The 15,625-nt window shown below is 63.5% G+C and carries 10 protein-coding genes and 1 pseudogene; 6 read left to right on the top strand and 5 right to left on the bottom strand.

Annotation, left to right across the window (positions count from 1 at the left end):
• Positions 1-41: 41 nt before the first annotated feature.
• Positions 42-6,143, bottom strand: coding sequence for a matrixin family metalloprotease (locus AC1ROX_RS09295; protein ID WP_493124675.1), 6,102 nt, complete (start codon positions 6,141-6,143; stop codon positions 42-44).
• Between the two features lie 391 nt (positions 6,144-6,534).
• Between AC1ROX_RS09295 and AC1ROX_RS09290 the strand changes: the two genes are divergently transcribed.
• Both AC1ROX_RS09290 and AC1ROX_RS09285 read left to right on the top strand, forming a co-directional pair.
• A complete protein-coding gene (locus tag AC1ROX_RS09290) occupies positions 6,535-7,494 on the top strand; it encodes an alpha/beta hydrolase (protein ID WP_493124673.1) in 960 nt (319 codons plus the stop codon).
• Positions 7,495-7,583: 89 nt separating this feature from the next.
• A complete protein-coding gene (locus tag AC1ROX_RS09285; RefSeq protein WP_493124671.1) occupies positions 7,584-8,891 on the top strand; it encodes a cystathionine gamma-synthase family protein in 1,308 nt (435 codons plus the stop codon).
• An 82-nt stretch (positions 8,892-8,973) separates the two neighbouring features.
• Here AC1ROX_RS09285 and AC1ROX_RS09280 read toward each other — a convergent pair whose 3' ends face one another.
• On the bottom strand, positions 8,974-9,648 hold the full coding sequence (locus AC1ROX_RS09280; protein ID WP_493125341.1) for a hypothetical protein: 675 nt from the start codon (positions 9,646-9,648) through the stop codon (positions 8,974-8,976).
• A gap of 271 nt (positions 9,649-9,919) precedes the next feature.
• Positions 9,920-10,366, bottom strand: a pseudogene (locus AC1ROX_RS09275) (helix-turn-helix domain-containing protein); the annotation flags it as partial.
• Positions 10,367-10,934: 568 nt separating this feature from the next.
• Between AC1ROX_RS09275 and AC1ROX_RS09270 the strand changes: the two are divergent.
• Positions 10,935-11,159, top strand: a complete 225-nt coding sequence (locus AC1ROX_RS09270; protein ID WP_493124669.1) for an antitoxin MazE family protein — start codon at positions 10,935-10,937, stop codon at positions 11,157-11,159.
• Positions 11,156-11,512 carry a type II toxin-antitoxin system PemK/MazF family toxin gene (locus AC1ROX_RS09265; protein WP_493124667.1) on the top strand — a complete coding sequence of 119 codons (357 nt, stop codon included), beginning with the start codon at positions 11,156-11,158 and terminating at the stop codon, positions 11,510-11,512. Before AC1ROX_RS09270 ends, AC1ROX_RS09265 begins: the two co-directional genes overlap by 4 nt.
• 9 nt (positions 11,513-11,521) lie before the next feature.
• Here the strand turns inward: AC1ROX_RS09265 and AC1ROX_RS09260 are convergent, their stop codons facing one another.
• A complete protein-coding gene (locus AC1ROX_RS09260; protein WP_493124665.1) occupies positions 11,522-12,289 on the bottom strand; it encodes a potassium channel family protein in 768 nt (255 codons plus the stop codon).
• A gap of 117 nt (positions 12,290-12,406) precedes the next feature.
• On the opposite strand from AC1ROX_RS09260, the gene AC1ROX_RS09255 reads away from it, so the two are divergent.
• Positions 12,407-13,639: a cation:proton antiporter gene (locus AC1ROX_RS09255; RefSeq protein ID WP_493124663.1), complete on the top strand. Its 1,233-nt coding sequence runs from the start codon at positions 12,407-12,409 to the stop codon at positions 13,637-13,639.
• A 114-nt stretch (positions 13,640-13,753) separates the two neighbouring features.
• Entirely contained in the window at positions 13,754-14,266 is a 513-nt protein-coding gene (locus AC1ROX_RS09250) for a hypothetical protein (RefSeq protein WP_493124661.1), read from the top strand.
• Here the strand turns inward: AC1ROX_RS09250 and AC1ROX_RS09245 are convergent.
• Entirely contained in the window at positions 14,263-15,573 is a 1,311-nt protein-coding gene (locus AC1ROX_RS09245; RefSeq protein WP_493124659.1) for an MFS transporter, read from the bottom strand. The two genes, AC1ROX_RS09250 and AC1ROX_RS09245, sit on opposite strands and share 4 nt — an antisense overlap.
• Between the last annotated feature and the right edge of the window lie 52 nt (positions 15,574-15,625).

The following is a 15,625-nucleotide window of genomic DNA, read 5'->3' as shown; positions in this document are numbered from 1 at the left end:
GGACTACCGGTTTCGAATGAGCCGCCGGCAGCCGGCGATTGCTAGACGATCAGGAAGTCGGTGTGGTCGAGCCCGCCCTTCAGCTTGTCGATGGTGGCGAACTGCACCGCATCCACTCCGCCCACGCCGTCGGCATCGAAGTAGAGGGTCTTCGATGCCGCATCGAACAAGATGCGGTCGTCGGCCTGGGTTGCCACGGCGCCCCTGTTGAATGCTCCGGCCGCCAGTGCGCCCGTTCCGAGCGCCGCAAAGATCGAGTGGTCGAGCTGGATCGTGTCGATGGCGTGCTCGAATGTCACGATGCGGTCGACATTGCCGGGCCCCAGCGCGGTGCTGAAGCGGAACGTGTCGCCACCGCCGCCGCCTGTAAGCATGTCGGCGCCGAGGCCCCCATCGAGGATATTGCGGCCGGCGTTGCCCGTCACGACATTGCCGAGCTCGTTGCCCATCCCGTCGATATCGGCAGTGCCGGAGAGCTTCAACTTCTCCACGTTGGCGGTGAGCGCGTAGCTGATCCAGGCCTGGACCATGTCCGTGCCACCGCCCGCCAGCTCGACCACGGCATCGCCTGCATTCTCGACGACATAGGTGTCGTCGCCGCTGCCGCCGGTCAGCGTGTCGGCGCCGGCGCGCCCGTCGAGGACGTTGCTGGCGCCGTTGCCGGTCAGGACATTGGCAAGTTCGTTGCCGGTACCGTCGATACGGGCTGAACCCGCGAGGATGAGGTTCTCGAAGTTTGCGCCCAGCGCCCAGGTGACGGACGACTGCACCGTATCGGTGCCTGCCGCCGCAGCCTCCTTCACGATATCGCCGCCGTTGTCGACGATATAGGTATCGTCGCCCAGGCCGCCCTCCATCCTGTCCAGGCCGGCGCCGCCGTCGAGGACGTTGTCACCGTCGTTGCCTAGCAGCGTATTGGCCAGCGCGTTGCCCGTTCCGCTCAGATGGGCGCTTCCGCCCAGTGTCAGATTCTCGACATTGGCCGACAGCTTGTAGCTCACGCTTGCGCGCACCAGATCCACGCCTGCGTTCTCGGCTTCGATGACGATGTCGCCGATCTGGTCGACGACATAGGTATCGCTGCCGCCCCCGCCCGCCATCGTGTCGGCACCGGCATCGCCATCCAGCACGTTGGCACCGACGTTGCCGGTCAGGATGTTGTTCAGTTCGTTGCCGGTGCCTCCGAGGTTGGCCACTCCGGTCAGCGTCAGCTTCTCGAGCGCGGCACCGAGGGTCCAGGTCACGGACGCAAGCACCGCGTCGACGCCGCCGCCGTCCAGTTCGACCACGATGTCGTCGCGATCGTCGACGATGTAGGTGTCGTTGCCAGCGCCGCCCATCATCGTGTCGCCTTTGGCGCCGCCATCCAATACGTTGTTGCCCGTATTGCCGGTCATCACGTTCCGCTGCCCATTGCCGGTGCCTTTGATCGAGCGCGTGCCTGTCAGGATGAGGTTCTCGACATAAGCGCCGAGCTGGTAAGCGTCAGCCGACGACCGCACCAGGTCCACACCGCCACCGCTGCCAGCCTCGACGACGACGTCGTCCGACTGGTCCACGACATAGGTGTCGTCGCCCAGTCCACCGGTCATCGTGTCCGCGCCGGCGCCGCCGTTCAGGAGATTCTTCCCGGCATTGCCGAACAGGCTGTTGTTCAGGCTGTTGCCGGTGCCGTTGAGGTCGGCCGTGCCCATCAACCGGAGCTGCTCGAGGTTGGCGCCGAGCGTCCAGTCAAGCCACGCGTTGACCGTGTCCGTTCCCTGGTCCACGCCCTCCGTGACGACGTCTCCGGCGGCGTCGACGACGTAGGTATCGTTACCGAGGCCGCCGGTCATCGCATCCGCACCGGCCTTACCGTCCAGAACGTTGTTGCCAGCGTTACCGGTCAGGATGTTGTTCAGCTCGTTGCCGCTGCCGCTGAGGTTTGCCGTTCCGGTAAGCGTCAGCCTCTCGACATTGACGCTCAGCGTCCAGTTGACCGACGAGGACACGGTATCGATGCCGCCCGCCGCAAGCTCGGTCACCACATCGCCAGCATTGTCGACAAGGTAGGTGTCGTTGCCGGCGCCGCCCGCCATCGTGTCGGCACCCGCGCCGCCGTTCAGCACGTTCTTCCCGGCATTGCCGAACAACGCGTTGCTCAGGCCGTTGCCAGTGCCGCTGAGGTCGGCCGTGCCCATCAGTCGGAGCTGTTCGAGGTTGGCGCCGAGCGTCCAGCCGAGCCACGCCTCGACCGTGTCCGTACCCTCGCCTACACCTTCCGTGACGACATCGCCGGCGACGTCAACGACGTAGGTATCGTTACCCAGGCCGCCGACCATCAAATCTGCACCGGCCTTGCCATCCAGAACGTTGTTATCGGCGTTGCCGGTCAGGATGTTGTTCAGCTCGTTGCCATTGCCTTTGAGGGCGGCCGCCCCGGTCAGCGTCAGCCTCTCGATATTGGCGCCCAGCGTCCAGTTGACCGACGAGGACACGGTATCGATGCCGCCGTCCACCAGCTCAGTCACCACATCGCCGGAATTATCGACGATGTAGGTGTCGTTGCCGGCGCCGCCCGCCATCGTGTCGGCACTCGCACCACCATCCAGGACATTCTTGCCGGCATTGCCGGTCAGGATGTTGGCCAGCTCGTTGCCCGTCCCGGCGATCGAAGCCTTGCCGGTCAGGACCAGGTTCTCGACATTGGCACCCAGCTGATAGGACACGGTCGATTGAACCAAGTCCGATCCGCCGCCGGCGGCCTCGACGACGACGTCGTCCGACTGATCCACGACATAGGTATCGTCGCCCAGCCCACCCGTCATCGTGTCGGCACCGGCACCGCCACTCAGGATATTCTTCCCGGCATTGCCGAACAGCGCGTTGTTCAGGCCGTTGCCGGTGCCGTTGAGGTCGGCCGTGCCCAGCAGCCGGAGCTGCTCGAGGTTGGCGCCGAGCGTCCAGCCGAGCCACGCGTTGACCGTGTCGGTTCCCGCGCCTGCGCCCTCCGTGACGAGATCGCCGACGGAGTCGACGACATAGGTGTCATCGCCCAGGCCACCTGCCATCGCGTCAGCGCCTGTACCACCGTCGAGCGTGTCATCGCCACCGGCACCGGACAGGATGTTGTTGCCGGAATTGCCGGTCAGCACATTGTTCTGACCGTTGCCGACGCCGTCGATGTGGGCCGAGCCCATCAGCTTCAGATTTTCGAGATCGGCGCCGAGCGTCCAACCGAGCCACGCCTGGACGGTATCCGTTCCCTCGCTTGCGCTCTCCGCGACGACGTCGCCGGCGGCATCGACGACATAGGTATCGTCGCCCAGGCCCCCGGCCATCGTGTCGGCGCCGCCACGACCGTCGAGCACGTTGTTTCCGGTATTGCCGATCAGCCCGTTGGCCAGGGCATTGCCGGTGCCGTCAATCGAAGCGGTACCGGTCAGGGTGAGATCTTCGACGTTCGCGCCCAGGACGTAGCTCAAGCCGGCAAAGACCTTGTCCCGGCCGGCATTCGCCGCCTCGGCCACGACGTCCAGAAGGGTGTCCACGTAATAGGAGTCGTCGCCCAGTCCGCCCGCCATCGTGTCGTCGCCGGCGCTGCCGTCCAGCACATTGTTGCCGGTGTTGCCGACAAGGGCGTTGTTCAGGGCATTGCCGGTAGCGTTGACATCCATCCACGCGGCCAAGGTGAGATCTTCGACGTTCGTGCCCAGGACGTAGCTCACGCTGCTAACGACCGCGTCCCGGCCGGCATTCGCCTCCTCGATCACGACATCCAGAAGCGAATCCACGTAATAGGTGTCGTCGCCCAACCCGCCTGCCATCGTGTCGTCGCCGGCGCTGCCGTCCAGCACGTTGTTGCCGGCGTTGCCTGCTAGTGCGTTGTTCTGGGCATTACCGAGGGCGTCGATATGCGCGGTACCGGTCAGGGTGAGATCTTCGACGTCCCGGCGCAGGACGTAGCTCAGGCTGGAAAAAACCTTGTCCCGGCCGGCATTCCCGTCCTCGATCACGAGGTCCAGAAGCGAATCCACGGAATAGGTGTCGTCGCCCAGTCCGCCAATCATCGTGTCGGCGCCGGCGCCGCCGTCCAGCACGTTGTTGCCGGCGTTGCCTGCAAGGATGTTGGCGAGGCTGTTGCCGATGGCGTTGATATTCGCGGCGCCGGCCATGGTGAGGTCCTCGACGTTCGCGCCCAGGACGTAGCTCGCGCTGGCATAGACCTTGTCCCGGCCGGCGTTCAATTGTTCGATCACAACGTCCAGGGAAGTGTCTACGTAGTAGACGTCGTTGCCGGCCCCGCCCGCCATCGTGTCGTCGCCGGCGCCGCCATCGATGACGTCAGCATAGTTGGTCGCAAAAGGCTGACCAGGCACGCTCACGGTCGTCGAGATGATGTCGTTGCCGGCCGTCCCGATGATGGCGACACCCGACGGGGACGCGAACATCTCGACATGAACTTCGGCATTGCCGAGTACCCAGCGGTCGAACGTTTTGTCGGCGTCGGTGAACGATCCGGTGTTCGTCCAGCTGGACTCGACGAACTGCACCTTGTCGCCAAAATTGCCTTCGACGACGAGGATGCGCTTGCTGCCGACAACCGCGCCGATGTTGAAGACGCTGCTCTGGTTGACGATGAGCGTATTGCTGCCGGTGCCGGCAAGGTCGATGCGCTCGATGGTCTGGATTTTCGCCGCCGTGGACGCATTGGTAAGGTCGAGGACAAGACCGGCCCCGCCCAGCGCCAGCGTGTCGGTCCCCGCGCCGCCTTCGATTTTCGCGAACGAAAGATCGTTGACGACCAGCCGGTCGTTGCCGTCGCGGCCATTGAGCGTGTCGGCGCCGCCGGCGCCGTCGAGGACGTTGTCGCCTTCATTGCCGGTCATGACGTTGGCCAAGCTGTTGCCCTTGGCGTTGATCGAGCCCCAGGATCCCGCCAAGCCTACATTCTCGACATTCGCACCAAGCGTAAAGTTGTCGATCATCGAAATGACCCAATCGATGTCGGGGCCGGCATCGAGCTCCACGATCACGTCGCCGACGTCGTCGACTTGATAGCTGTCGGCACCGGCGCCGCCGATCATCGTGTCGGCGCCCTCCCGGCCGTCCAGCCGATCGTTGCCGAGCCCTCCTTCGAGACGGTTGCTGCCCTCGTTGCCGTACAGCCAGTCGTTGTAGTCGCTGCCGATCGCATTCTCGATCACGACGCCGTAGGCGATCGTGTAACCGCCGATCATGCTGCCTTGGTAGTAGGAGGCTGAGACGAGAGTGGAATCGTAAAGAGGATCAATCGGGGTGCGCAGGTCGATCGTCGCGCCCTCCACACCGACTGCCGAGATCGTGTCGATGCCGCCGGTGTCCCAGATGCTGGACCAGGAGGTGCCGGCCCCCCTCATCTTGGGAAGCAGATAGACAGTGTCGCCTGACGCGTAGGTCGTGTTGGCGCCGTAGATCTCCTGGATGGCGGCGATGTCGAGCATCATCGGGCCGTAGCTCAGCCCCCACGATTCGTCCGTGTGGTCGGGAAATTCCGACGACCAGCCGAAATTGTAGCTCATCGTCGTGTAGAGGCCCTGGTTCAGCCAGCCATTGCCCAAGTCATAGGGATTCCCGTACTCCACGAGATCGAACGTCGTCGCATCGTCTCCAGCTCCGCCATCGTGGGGATGGGCGAGCCCGAGCAGATGGCCGATCTCGTGGACCATCGTGACGAGGCCCAGGCTCCCCTTGCCCAGGGCACCTGAGAAGGACGAATCCTGCGCGTTGAACAGGACGTCGCGCGTCTCCGAGGTCGGGTCTTCGTAGTAATCCTCGAAGCCCGGGAGATCGCTCCAGCCCAGGACACCGGGTCCGCCCGCCTGGGTCTCCGTGCCCCACCAGAACTTCACGTCGGCGTTGGCGGCGCCCGACACCTCGACGAAATCGATGTTCGCCACGCTCTCCCACAGCGACAGCGCCTCCCGCAGCCCGGCAAGGGCTACCGGTGTCCAGCCATAGGAGTTCTGGCCGTCCATCGTGCCCTGGAAGGCCGTCCACTGGATGGTGACGGTGCCGCCGTTCCCATCTTTCCAGGCACCGCCGCCGACCAGGCTATCGGTCCAGGGGTCGGCCCCATTGGTGGGTGTACCGTCGATGATGATGGTCGTCGCTGTACCGGGCACGGGAATGTCCTACGCGATGAAAGAGGTGCGGGATTCTGTGAGGCCTGGAGCGTGAGCGAAGACGCACGTCATGGCGGCCGCGCGAAGCGGCTGAAGGCCGCTCGTGCTGCTAAAAGTCGCCTGATCGATGCCCGCCAGAAACGCCACACCGCCCCCAAGACCGGACGAGGGCCCGCTTGGGCCCTCGCTTCCGGCATTGCGCCGGCAACGAGCTGCTCCCCGCAGCGTGCCGACACATCACACATACTGCGCGGGTAGAATTCATGCAATCTGAGAGTGCATTAGTTGCGTCAAGCGCCGCACGCAATGGGAGCATTTTTTGATGTGCAACGATGCACATTGACAAAGCCCGGCAGGCGATCACGCTCGAACGCGATACGGGGAGGAAAGCATGACGACCACCGTCTATTTCGCGACGAACCGCATCGCCAACCATCCGGCGGACCGGCCGGAAAATTACACGTTCAGCATGGTCGCGCCCGACAATCCGCTGCAGGTCACCTACGGGACCGCCTTCGTCGACAGCGCCGGCCTGACCGCGGACACGGTGGGCGCCATCCGCTCGATCCACGACCTGCAGAAGGGCAATTTCAGCCAGGCGGTCTTCGACGACCTGGCCGATGGCGGGCGCAACATCCTCGTCTTTATCCACGGCTTCGCCAATAGCTTCGAGAATGCCCTGACGCGCGCCGCCTTCAATCGCGAATGGTTCTTCGCCTCCAATGTCGGCGACGCGGATACCGCCGTCGTGACCTTCAGCTGGCCCTCGCGCGGCCAGTTGCTGACCATCCCGTTCCCCACCCTGCCCTACACCGCGGACCAGAAGGCGGCGGGCGGTTCGGGGCTCCCCTTGATGAGGTTCCTCGCGAACCTCCTGCCCATCCTGCAGAAGGCGCGGGCCAACGGCCGGCGGACCTTCCTCCTGACGCACAGCATGGGCAATCTCGCGCTGCAGGCAGCGGTCCAGGCCTGGTTCGCGAACGGCAACGGCGATGCTGAGATGTTCGACCAGATCTTCATGGCCGCGCCCGACATCGTCGACGATGCTTTCGACGCGGCGGTCACCAACAGCCTGGCCCCACTCAGCCGGCTCGCGAAGCGCATCACGATCCTCCACAATCGCGGAGACAAGGTGCTGGATGTGCTGAGCGAGACGCTCAACAACTGCCATCGCCTGGGGCAGGACGGTCCGCGCGGCGGCAGCGACGCAGGCCTGTTCCCGCCCGCGGTCTACCGCATGGTCGATTGCAGCGGCTTCGCCGACTACGACGACGGTTTCGCGGGATCGCACCAGTATTACCGGCGATCGGCCGGCGTGCGGTCGGAAATCGCGGCGTTGATGGCGCCGTAGGGAACCGTCCCCACCTTTTCGACACACTTGCTGTCATCTTTGTCGTCATCATGGGGGAAGAGGTCACCCCTTCCGACAGGAGACACGCCATGACCGCGCCCCGCCCGTCCAGGACCCATATCGGCAACCACAAGCTCCGGCCCGAGACGCTGATGCTGTCCTACGGCTACGACCCGGCGCTGTCGGAAGGCGCGGTGAAGCCGCCGGTGTTCCTGACCTCGACCTTCGTCTTCGGCTCGGCCGAGGAAGGCCGCGATTTCTTCGATTATGTGTCGGGCCGCAAGACGCCGCCCGCCGGCAGCGCCGCCGGCCTGGTCTATTCGCGCTTCAACCATCCCAACAGCGAGATCGTCGAGGACCGGCTCGCGGTCTACGAGGGCGCCGAGACCTGTGCCCTCTTCTCCTCCGGCATGTCGGCGATCTCGACGACCCTGCTCGCCTTCGCACGGCCGGGCGACGTGGTGCTGCACTCGCAGCCGCTCTACGGCGGCACCGAGACCCTGCTGGCCAAGACGCTGTCGGGCTTCGGCATCTCGGCCGTCGGCTTCGTCGACGGCGTGAACAAGGAGACGATCCGCGACGCCATCGCCGAGGCGCGCAAGAAGACGATGGGCAAGGGCCGCATCTCCGTCATCATGATCGAGACGCCGGCCAACCCGACCAACACGCTGGTCGACATTGCCCTGCTGCGCCGCCTGGCTGAGGAGATCGCCCGCTGGCAGAACGGCGTCCAGCCCATGCTGGTCTGCGACAACACCCTGCTCGGCCCGGTCTTCCAGCGGCCGCTCGACCACGGCGCCGACGTCTCGGTCTATTCGCTCACCAAGTATGTCGGCGGCCATTCCGACCTGATCGCCGGCGCGACGCTCGGCCGAAAGGAAATCGTCGGCCCGATCCGCGCCCTGCGCGGCAGCCTCGGCACGCAGCTCGACCCGCATTCCTGCTGGATGCTGGGACGCTCGCTGGAGACGCTGGGCCTCCGGATGGAGCGCGCCAACTCCAACGCCAAGCTCGTCGCCGAATGGCTCGCCGCCCATCCGCGCGTGGCGAAGGTCCACTATCTCGGCCTGCTCGAAGAGGGCTCGCCCGAGAAGGCGGTCTACGACCGGCAATGCACCGGCGCCGGCTCGACCTTCTCCTTCGATATCAAGGGCGGCGAAAAGGAAGCCTTCGCCTTCCTGAACGCGCTGCAGATCTTCAAGCTCGCCGTCAGCCTCGGCGGCACCGAGTCATTGGCCAGCCACCCCGCCGCCATGACGCACTCGGGTGTGCCACTGGAAGTCCGCGACCGCATCGGTGTTCTGGACACCACGATCCGGCTGTCGGTGGGCATCGAGCATCCGGATGATCTGATCGCGGATCTTACGCAGGCGTTGGCGGTGACGGGCAAAGGTTAGACGACGCAGAGATTTGCGCGGCTGTTGCTACCGCCATGGCTGAAACATTTGAATAGCCATTTTTATCCTATCGCGAACACGCTTAGCGAATGTCGCGCTTCTCCGTTTCATAGAGATCGGCATAATCTGTCAGCATGGCAATATGATCATTAGTGCGCAAAGGAGCTGCTGAGTACCAAATCTCGTGTGAAAATTGCAACCCGACCCGACGTTCCAAAACGAATGGAATCGCACGAAGCGCCTGATTAACCGTAGGATCAGGAACAAAGCTAATGCGTTCAAGACTATAGGCAGGTGACTTATTCCCATACGAGACTACAAGATCACCGATAACGCGGCCCATTGACGTCAACGCATGCAAGATCGCCGCTTCTGATGGCGCAAACGACACTTCAAGCTCACTGGCATACGCTACGCCCAAAACGCCATCATCTTTGCGCCGATATCCGAGCTCGTTGATTGCCCAGTGCTCCAAATCATCAGCTAACTCGTCCGCTGCGTCGGTGGTGCCATGTACATCACAAGCAAAGAATCCATCACCTATCAGCAGTCGCTTAATGTAGCGATTGCTGTAATGCCCGTGCTCGAAGATCGCGATCTTGTCCGAGTGCACCTGCACCAGGTCCTCCGGGCGCTTCTCGAACTTGTACCTTTCTTGAAGGGATTGAATCAGGTTTGGAATAGGCAAAGCCCCCTGAGGATGCATCAACCGCACCAGTCGAGATGCTCGTCCAGTAACCACTTCCTGCACCTTCATGTGCATTTCCCCTTACTTCGAGAATCTTTCCCATGCCGGCATCGACAGCCTCGTTCGACTGGTAAATTGCACCTATCACATCCCGTCGATGTGAACGGTCGACGTTAGTCGGAGCCAAATCTGCCAATGCTCTCAAGTGCGGACTTCTCATCAAACGGCGGGCGTCATCATTTTGACTCTCCACCATCGAACGCATTGCAGACGGATGTATCTCCGCCCGTCCTAAAGCGCGATCAACTGCAGCTGGATCACTTTCGATAACACGAAGTAGAAGCAAGGCAGCTCTATCTGGCTTGTAGCGACCCTGCTCCCAGTTCTTGATTGTGTCTGCTTCCAAGCCGAAACGAACCGCAAATTCACTCTGCGATAGACCAAGGCGCTGTCGAACGGAGCGCACATTTATAATCGAAGGAACAGAGATATTCGAAGCAGTGACGCCGAGATCAGTTAGGGAATTCAACCCAAACCGAGCCACGGCGGCGGAATTTGCTTCGATTGCCACATCCTTCCGTCGAACAAGCCGATCAATAACATCGTGAGCTTTCCGCGGAGACAATCCAAATTGAACAAGCACACGTGCCAGATCGATAGGCTTACTTATTCCATCTTTATTCTGCAGCAGGAGGCTAACGTGATCGTATACAGTACGGACGCGGCTTGCGGTTGGGGTTTGCACCAGTTGTTCGAGTGCTTCCCTGAATGATGATTTCTTGGACATTGGTTTCCTCTAGAAGCTTTTGCCCAATCACTCGCATGTTGGCATGACCACACGCGTTCGGCTGTAACCCCTGAATGTGCGCTCGAGTGATCTCTAAGCGCTCGTCGTCCAAATGAATTACCTCTCCCATCAGCTCAAGCGTACCGGCTGGAGTAACAACACGAACAGTAACTACGGGCCCGTCGCACAGCTCGAAAGCAAATGAGAGAGATAAATCTCTTAGCGTCCACATGTACGCGTATCGCGTATGCCTAGCAACGCTTTGCCAAACCGAAGGTTCGGCAAGCGGCGCTGCGATGAAGAACTAAGGCGCAATAAAATTCCATAATATGGGTAGGATGAGATATTTGACTTCAAACGTCTATTATAGACTTGAGGAACGCGGGCGATCAGCGGGCGCTTGGCAGGATATTTTCAAATTACACATTATAAAAGTGAATTACTGATGCGTCGCGACGACCGCGGAGGGATGCCGACAAAGCAGTCGAACGATGCCGAGACGGCGAGCGAGCTTTGCGATCTTCATCCCCGCAAGTCAGATTACATGTAACCCAACAGAAGATGAGAGATGCCGACAACAAGAGGGGCCAAGCCAACGCGGATCAAGGTGCAGGAACATCGCGACCGGCTGCGGGCGCTAGGATTGCGGCCGATCCAGATCTGGGTACCGGACGTACGGGCGTCGTCGTTCAAGACGGAGGCACACCGTCAGTCGCTCGCGGTCGCCAAGAGTGCTCGAGCACACGAGGATCAGGCGTTTATCGACGCGGTTTCGGACTGCCGCGACGAGTGAAGCGCGGCGAGGTCTGGACCGTCTCGGGCGGCAAGAACCATGCGTGCAAGCCGCGCCTGGTCGTTATCGTGCAGGACGACAATTTCGACGCCACCGACTCCATAACGATCTGCGCCTTCACGACCGATCCGGCCGACGCGCCGCTGTTCCGGCTGCTTGTCGAACCGAACGAGCGCAACGGGCTGCGCTCCCCGTCCCGGCTGATGGTCGACAAGGTTACCACGGTTCCGAGATCGAAAGTCGGCGACAGGATCGGGCGACTCGATGACGAGGATGTCGTTCGGCTAAATCAGGCGATGATGGTCTTTCTCGGACTTGCCGTATCGCCGAGGCTCGGAAGGAAGGCGGAATAGCCGCTCCCCTCAAATTCCCTCGTTCCGGATCTGCAGGACGATCCCGCAGTGTTTGCAATGCACGGCATCGATGTCGTGCACGAGGAGCGCGCAGGATGGGCATTCGAAGCGCACCTTGTTGGGACGGAAGATGGCCTGCAGCAGGCGGAGGAACAGTCCCACGCCGACGACCATGATGATCACCGCAAGCAGGCGGCCGCCGGGGCTCTTCAGGGTGATGTCACCGAAGCCGGTCGTCGTGAGCGTCGTGATGGTGAAGTAGAGCGCGTCGACATAGTTCGCGATCTGCGGGTTGATGTTGTGCTGGGTGACGTAGACGACCGACGTCACGATGAAGATGAAGACGCCGAGGTTCACCGTCCGCTGGATGATGTCCTCGTGCTGCCGGAACCATTCCGAGTCCCGCCGCAGATCGCGCAGGAGGTGGTAGGAGCGCAACAGGCGCAAGGCCCGGGCGATGCGCAGGAACCCGAGGTTCTCGAGGAAGACCGGTAGCAACAGGGACAGGATCACGATCAGGTCGGCCGCCGAGGTGAGGCTGAACAGATGGCGGAGCGGCCGGCGTTGCGCCCAAAGGCGCGCCAGGAACTCGATCGACAGGAGGATGCCGATGACGAGGTCCAGGCCGATCATCCACGGCTGATGGCCGCCAAGGGGCGAGACGAGGAACAAGACGATGGTGGCGACATCGAAGCAGATGAGCCCATAACGAAATGTGCGGGCCCGCCTGTCGTCGCCGAAGTAGAGCCCCTGGATCTTTTCCCGCAGTCCGGCCATTGCCATGCGTCCAGATACCATGGCCTCGACGGTCGGGCACTGATTGGTCGTTCGACAAGGAACACCGTTCACGCCCGCACGTTGAGGTCGGCCGGATTCCGGCCCCAAGCGAGGATCATGGACCCCTATATCGTGATGCTCGCCGGCTTCGGCGCCATCGTGCTCCTGACGGCGTGGCTTCCCATGCTGTTGAAGGAGCTGCCGCTTTCGCTCCCCATCTTCTGCGTCGCTGCCGGCGCCTTGCTGGCCGGTGCCTTCGACTATGCCCAGGCGCCGGCGCCGCAGGCCCACCTCAAGCTGACGGAGCGACTGACCGAGGCGGTGGTCATCGTGGCGCTGATGGGCGCCGGGCTGAAGCTCGACCGGCCGCTTGCCTGGGCGACCGCCGGCCTCACCTGGCGGCTGCTGGGCCTTGCCATGCCCCTGACCATCCTCGCCATCGCCCTGCTGGCCCACGGGCTGTTGGGCGTCGGGCTGGCCGCGGCGCTGCTGCTTGGAGCGGCGCTCTCTCCCACAGATCCCGTGCTCGCGAGCGACGTGCAGGTCGGCCCGCCGGGGCAAGGTGGTGAAGACGAGGTTCGCTTCACCTTGACCGCCGAGGCCGGCTTGAACGACGGGCTTGCCTTCCCGTTCGTTTATCTCGCCATCCTCCTCGCGGCGGCGGACACGAGTAGCGAGGCGTGGTGGCTGAACTGGCTGACGATGGATCTCGGCTGGCGATTGGCGGCGGGGATCGCCGTCGGGGTCGCCGTTGGCCGCGGCCTGGGCTGGCTGACGTTCCGCCTCCCCAACCGCTCCAACCTTTCGAGGACGGGCGACGGGTTCGTGGCGCTGGGAATTACCGCGATCGCCTACAGCCTCGCCGAGATGGCGCACGGATATGGATTCCTGGCGGTCTTCGTCTCCGCGGTCGCCTTCCGGAGCTTCGAGCGACGGCATCGCTACCACGAGAAGCTGCACGATTTCGCCGAACAGATCGAACGTATGCTCATGATGATGCTTCTCGTGCTGTTCGGCGGCGCTCTGGCGGAAGGCGGCCTGCTCAGGGATACGAACTGGGCCGTTGTCGGCTTCGCGGTGCTTACGCTTCTGGTCGTCAGGCCGCTCGTTGTGTGGATCAGCCTGATCGGCCGCAAGGAGCCCCTGCCGGAGAGGGCGATCATCGCCTTCTTCGGCATTCGCGGCATCGGTTCAGTCTATTATGTCGCCTTCGCCCTCGGGCGCGCGCCCTTCGAACAGCCGGACCTGCTTTGGAACGCGGTGTCCCTCGTGATCGTCATCTCGATCGCGCTGCATGGAACGACCGTCACCCCCATCATGCGATTCATCGACAAGCGCCGGGGACGATGAGCCCCTGGTGTTCAACCTGACGGAACTCCACCGGCGGAGCGCCGTTCCCTTTGGATCATCGGCTGGAATTTCGTCATCACGGCGAGCCGCGAGAATTCCCGCCTGGAGAACGACATGAATGCCAAGATGCTGCCGGGTTGCTTCGCATCGCTCGCGATGCTGGTGGTCACGCCCGTTTTTGGCCAAGGCTCCTTCGGCCCTCTCCCCATCGAGAGCTGCCTGGATTACGTCGCCCGGGCGACCAGCCAGGTTCAGATGGCCACCGGCTGTGGCTTCCCCGGGCCGCGCTGGAGCTTGGAACCGGCAGACCACCTGGCGTGGTGCAAGGGTGTATCCGCCCGGGACCGTGGCCGTGAAGACGACGAACGCCGAAAGGCCCTCGGCACGTGCCGCGGCGATTTCGGGGCGGTTCCTATCAAGAACTGCAACGAGTATGCGGCCAGATCGCGGACTCAGGTGGAGCTTGCCCAGTCGCTGGGGTCGGTTTGCGTCTTCGAAGGGATGCGGTGGAGTTCGAACCTGGTTCAACACATGAACTGGTGCAACCGGACGCACGCGGACCGGCACCAACTGGAAGACGCCGCACGCCGCAAGGAGCTGGCGGCGTGCAAGATGACGTCGAACTAGCCGCGAGCCAGCGCCTTCGGCCACGCCGTCATCCGCCGCGGTCCGCTTAGCCGGAAGATCAGGAAGCCCACGATCAGCAGATTGACGACATTGAAGACCACGCCCGAGGCGAACGCGGGCGCGTAGTAGCCGAAATGGTCGTAGAGGAGCCCGGCCCACCAGCTTCCCACGGCCATGCCGCTCATGGCGGTGAAGAGCGTCAGCGGGATGCGCCAGGAGGCTTCCGACGACGGATAGAGGTCGCGGATCGTCACGGCATAGGACGGGATGATGCCCGCGAAACCCAGGCCAAACGCCGCCGAGATGGCGAACAGGCCGGCTTCTCCTTGCGTGAACGAGAAGGCCGCGATGGTGACCGCCTGGAAGGCCGAGCCGGCCATGATCGTGCGCAGGCCGCCGATCCGGTCGGCCAGCGCGCCCCAGGCCTGGCGCGCCAGGAAGGCGGCGGCCAGCATGATCGACAGCATGGTGGCGCTGCGCGTCGGCGTGATGCCCATGTCGCTGCAGAAGGCGACGAGATGCGCCTGCGGGATCGCCATCGGCATGCAGCAGCAGAAGCCCGCGATGCAGATCAACAACTGCGCCAGGTTGGGATGCAGGCCGGCGACGAGGCGCCTGCCCTGCGGCGGCGTGGCAGCGGTGTGTGCCGTTGCCGCGGCCGGCGCTTCGACCGGCGGCAGCGGCGCGGGTTTCAGGAAGAACGTCGCCGGCAGGATCAGCGCCAGCACCACGCCGGCATAGGCCAGCATCACCGCCTGCCAGCCCCACGAGCTGATGCCGGCCTCGAAGATGGTCGGCCACAGGACGCCGGCCACGTATTGCCCGGATGAAATGAGCGCGATGGCGGTGCCGCGGCGGCGGTCGAACCAGCGGCTGACATAGATCAGCAGCGGCGGGTAGACGCCGCCATTGCCCAGCAGGCCCAGCATCAGCCCGTGGCCGAGGTAGAGCGCCCACAGCGAGCCGTGCGAGGAGAGCGCCAGCCCGCCCGCGATCATGCAGGCGCCGATGGCGACGGTCGCTCGCACGCCGATCCGGTCGGCCAGCCAGCCCATCAGGATGCCACCCGCACCCGTGCCCACCCAGGCGAGCGAGCCCGCCAGCACCAGCACCGAGCGTTCGAGGCCCAGCGCCTCCTGCATCGGCTTCAGGCCGACGACGATCAGCAAGGGCGAGCCGAACGACACGGAGAGGATCGCCAGCGTCAGCCACGCCGCCCGCCACGAGCGCGGGCCCTCGATGCTCCCCGTTTGCGGCACGGCGCCATGCGGCGCGCGGCCCTGCGGCGAGCCATCCCCTCCGTCCATGTCGTTTCCTCTCGAGCCTTCTCATTGGCGCGACCGAAATCCGGCGGCGCGG

Source organism: Reyranella sp. GW821-FHT14A01, from assembly GCF_058803965.1.
The sequence above is the reverse complement of the archived record's forward strand: the minus strand, read 5'-3'. Positions and strand labels throughout refer to the sequence as shown.